Annotated in this window: 5 protein-coding genes; 3 read left to right on the top strand and 2 right to left on the bottom strand. The window is 50.4% G+C overall.

Features of this window, described 5'->3' with window-relative positions; genetic code table 11:
- From MLE19_RS22670 to MLE19_RS22660, 3 genes are all read left to right on the top strand, one after another.
- The coding region (locus tag MLE19_RS22670; RefSeq protein ID WP_240720592.1) for a copper resistance system multicopper oxidase at positions 1 to 1,591 on the top strand (1,591 nt) is incomplete at its 5' end.
- 9 nt (positions 1,592 to 1,600) lie between these two features.
- Positions 1,601 to 2,365 carry a copper resistance protein B gene (locus tag MLE19_RS22665; RefSeq protein ID WP_008957453.1) on the top strand — a complete coding sequence of 255 codons (765 nt, stop codon included), beginning with the start codon at positions 1,601 to 1,603 and terminating at the stop codon, positions 2,363 to 2,365.
- A gap of 130 nt (positions 2,366 to 2,495) precedes the next feature.
- Complete coding sequence (locus MLE19_RS22660) at positions 2,496 to 2,912, top strand: hypothetical protein (RefSeq protein ID WP_139041537.1); 417 nt, start codon at positions 2,496 to 2,498, stop codon at positions 2,910 to 2,912.
- Between the two features lie 160 nt (positions 2,913 to 3,072).
- Here MLE19_RS22660 and MLE19_RS22655 read toward each other — a convergent pair whose 3' ends face one another.
- Positions 3,073 to 3,402 carry a four-helix bundle copper-binding protein gene (locus MLE19_RS22655; RefSeq protein ID WP_240720591.1) on the bottom strand — a complete coding sequence of 110 codons (330 nt, stop codon included), beginning with the start codon at positions 3,400 to 3,402 and terminating at the stop codon, positions 3,073 to 3,075.
- Positions 3,403 to 3,823: 421 nt separating this feature from the next.
- The coding region (locus tag MLE19_RS22650; RefSeq protein ID WP_240720590.1) for a cytochrome c biogenesis CcdA family protein at positions 3,824 to 4,277 on the bottom strand (454 nt) is incomplete at its 5' end.

The raw sequence follows: 4,277 nt of genomic DNA, 5'->3' as shown, positions 1-4,277 counted from the left end.
TTTGAAAGAAGGTCAAGACGCCGTACTGCGTGTCACCAACCTGCTGGACGAGTCCACCTCCATCCACTGGCATGGTCTCATTCTACCGCCGGAAATGGATGGTGTGCCTGGTGTCAGCTTTGCCGGTATCGCCCCTGGTGAAACCTTTACCTACCGCTTTCCCGTACGCCAAAACGGCACCTACTGGTATCACAGCCACTCCGGTATGCAGGAGCAGCTAGGCCATGCCGGGCCGCTGATTATCGACGCTGCCGAGCGTGAGCCTATCCGCTACGACCGTGAGCACGTATTGCTGCTCACCGACTGGACCTTTGAAGATCCCATGTCGGTGTTCCGTAATCTGAAAACGATGGAAGGGTACTACAACTTCCAAGAGCGCACGATTGCTGACTTCTTTGCCGATGTTCGTAATAACGGTTTCTCTCAAACCGCCGAGATGCGCGGCATGTGGGCCAAAATGCGCATGAGCTCGAGGGATATCGCCGATGTTACCGGCAGTACTTACACTTACCTGCTAAACGGCCATTCCCCCCAGGAAAACTGGAATGCCCTGTTCAAAGCCGGTGAGCGGGTGCGGCTACGCGTGATTAACGGCTCAGCCATGTCTTACTTCGATGTCCGTATACCCGGCCTGAAGATGACCGTGGTGGCCGCTGATGGACAACCGGTGCAACCCGTTCCTGTTGATGAGTTCCGTATTGGCGTGGCTGAAACCTACGATGTGCTGGTTTCACCTGAAGACGACCGGGCATACACCATCTTCGCCGAAGCCATGGATCGTAGCGGCTATGCACGTGCCACGCTAGCTCCACGTGAAGGCATGCAGGCGGAGATTCCCAAGCGCCGCCAAATTGCCGACCGCGGCATGGAAGCCATGGGCGCTCATGGCATGGGTGACATGGAAGGTATGGATCATTCAGGCATGTCGAATATGGAAGGTATGGATCACTCCAATATGCCGGGAATGAGCGGTGACGATGCTGGTATGGAAGGCATGGATCACTCTAATATGGAGGGGATGGATCATTCCAACATGGAGGGCATGGATCATTCTAATGTGGGCGGCATGTCGGGCGAGCAGGCGAAAGTCGGCGAAAACGGCATTCTCATTGCCGGTGAAGCCCAGCCCGGCTCTCGCTACGACCAGGCGGGCATAGGCATCGACCCCAACGAACGTCGAGTACTCGTCTACCGCGATCTTAAAGCCTTCACGCCATGGCCTGACCGCCGCGAACCAGGCCGTGAGCTTGAGCTGCACCTGACCGGCAACATGGAACGTTACATGTGGTCGTTCGACGGCAAGAAGTTTAGCGAAGTGACCGGCCCAATCCATTTTGTGAAAGATGAGCGGCTGCGCCTAATCCTGATCAACGACACCATGATGGAGCATCCTATCCACCTCCACGGTATGTGGATGGAGCTAGAAAACGGTCAGGGCGAGCTAATTCCGCGCAAACACACCTTGAACGTTAAGCCCGGCGAGCGGGTTTCGGCACTGATTACGGCAGATGCTGAAGGCAGTTGGGCGTTCCATTGCCACCTGCTTTATCACATGGATGCCGGAATGTTCCGCGTTGTTCAGGTTTCTTAAGGAGGCAGTATGAAAACTAAGCTTTATTTTACTGGCATTAGCTTAGCGTTTGTCATGACCACCGCTGCCCATGCGGAAGATGGTTACGACGCGCCGAAAGATTGGCCAGCGCCCACGATGGAACACAATATGGGTATGGCGCTCTTTGATCGTCTTGAATATAGCGTACCCGATAACGGCGAGGAGGCCGTCGTGTGGGACTTTCAAGGCTGGTATGGCGGTGATATCAACCGTGTTTACCTGAAGTCAGAGGGCGAGAATGTCCAAGGCGACGGTGAAGATGCTGAGTTTGAATCCCTGGAACTACTCTATAGTCGCCTAGTGGCTGATTTTTGGGAGTTACAGGGGGGTATCGGTTACCAAGGCGGTGTGTTCTCCGATGATCACGCCGAACGCACCTATGGGGTTGTCGGCCTACAAGGTGTGATGCCCTACGGCATTGAAACCGACGTTGCTATGCAAGTGAGTGAAGATGGCGACGTGGCCGCTAGTTTTGAGGGCGAGTACGATCTGCGCCTGACACAGCGGCTCTACCTACAGCCGCGCACCGAAATTGCCGTAGCTGCCAGCGAAGTTGAGGAATTTGGTGTGGGTGAGGGCCTTAACTCAGTGCGTGTCGGCATGCGCCTGGGCTACGAAGTGACCAGACGCTTTGCGCCTTACGTGGGCGCTTACTGGGTAAAAGAGTATGGCGATACCGCCGACCTATCTCGTGCTGGTGGGAATAATACCGAAGATACCGGCGTGGTGGCAGGTGTCAGGTTAATGTTTTAAATCGTTAAGCACTCTATAACTTGCGCCACCGGAAGGTGGCGTTTTTTTTGCTAATAAACCACTAAATTCAGCTTCAATTCATACTCTAAGGTTATTATTAAATTGTAAATAACCAACGGAGTAAACCACCATGAAAATTAAAGCAATTGTTTTTAGTGCAGTAGTAGCAAGTATCTTCTCTACACCTGTATTAGCGAGCTTAGGCAATACAACACAGGATCTTCCCTTACTAGAAAGAGGCGTATCTTCTACACAGATGCTTGCTCAGGGGCAATCGAAGCGTTTCAATATTAACATTGAACAAGCGACTACACTGAAAGTAGCGAGTGAGCACTTCCCAGGTTTTACCAGCACTGGCAACCGCATTTCAGCTGTGCTTTATGACAAAACTGGAAAACAAGTAGCAGAAGCGTCCAGTCCACGGGGTCACTTTGAACTTGTTCGTCAGCTGCAACCGGGCAATTATCAGCTTGAGGTGACAGGTAGCTCAATGGGGGGCACTAAGGAAAATAGCAATAACAGTTATGAACTACATGTCGCTTACTAAGCGACATTATTAATTATAACTAATTCAAAAGGGGTTCGCAAGCGAGCCCCTTTTAGATATTAAAAAAAGCAAACACCAACATTTGAAAGCCTCAGTTAATGTATATAACCCCCTAGAAAATGACGCCCAGCCGAAGCGCTCGCCCCGGCTGGCTTGAAGCTTAGCTGGCCATTGCGGCACATTCTTCAGCGCAGCGATGACAAGCTTGAGCACACTCTTGGCAGTGAGGTGCATCATGTTTTGCACACTCATCACCACATTTCTTACAAATGTCGGCACATAGACGGCAGATCTCGTGTGCAAACTCACTTTCTTGTGCCATAAATGAGGCGGCTAACCGACAAATTTGAGCACATTGCATGTTAAGGCGAATACATTCCGCCATCATTTTTACGTTGTCTTCTTTTAGACACTCAGTTGCACACTTGTCGCAATAAGCAGCGCATATGTGACAAGCTTCAATGCAGTTTTCGTATTTTTTGAAGTCCATCTCGGTTCTCCATTTATTAAATCAAATTTTATTTACCATAGTTCTTGCTTGGCATAATAAAGCTAGAACAACCTAAAAGATAAATCAAGGAAAGGTAACCTGGTAACTAATCAAAAAATATAAAAATAAACCAGGTAGCTGTGCGTTACTTGCCGTAATTTTTATTATTCAGCTAGGATTCAGGAAGGCCTACTATAATAAATTTTTTGTCAAAAAAACACTGAAACGTTCGCTGCGCTTGTAAGTTACCTCGCCACGAGATCCTAATTAAAATTAATTAGGTGAAAGAACTAAATTAACAGTGAAAGAAATTAAGTTCTAAGCATTATAAAAATAATCTCCTTTTAGGAGACTAGCTCAGCCTAATAAGCTTCTTAAGGAGTCAGTATGAAAAGTAATCTCTACTTCTCTGACGGCCTGGCTACCCCAGGGTCGCCAGGGAGGGGAAAAGGTCGACCATGAGACTGGAAAGCCGTGTCATGGTACCCGAGACGATGGCGATGCCCATCAGGATCACAATCGTGCCCGCCACGGGGCGAGCATAGGCACTCCACCTTCCCAGGCTTTGCCGATGCAGAGCGAATCGGTTAATCAGTAAAGTGCTGGCAAGAAAAGGTAGCGCCAGTCCTGCCGAGTAGGCACTGAGATAAATCATTCCAGCCTGGGCACTAGCAGCATTGGACGTGGCCATCAAAATGGCGCCCAGTATAGGGCCGATACAGGGGGTCCAACCGATGGCAAAAGAGACCCCGAACACTGTCGCCGACAGCGGGGAGCCACCCTGGACATTGGGTGTGAACTGAAAGGTACGCTGGAATAGCGGCAATCGGAACACGCCGGTCATAAAGAGGCCCAGCACGATCACCGCCGCGCCG

Origin of the sequence: Vreelandella neptunia (genome assembly GCF_022489065.1) — a bacterium.
Lineage (GTDB): Bacteria > Pseudomonadota > Gammaproteobacteria > Pseudomonadales > Halomonadaceae > Vreelandella > Vreelandella neptunia_A.
This window is presented reverse-complemented; position numbering and strand designations above follow the sequence as displayed.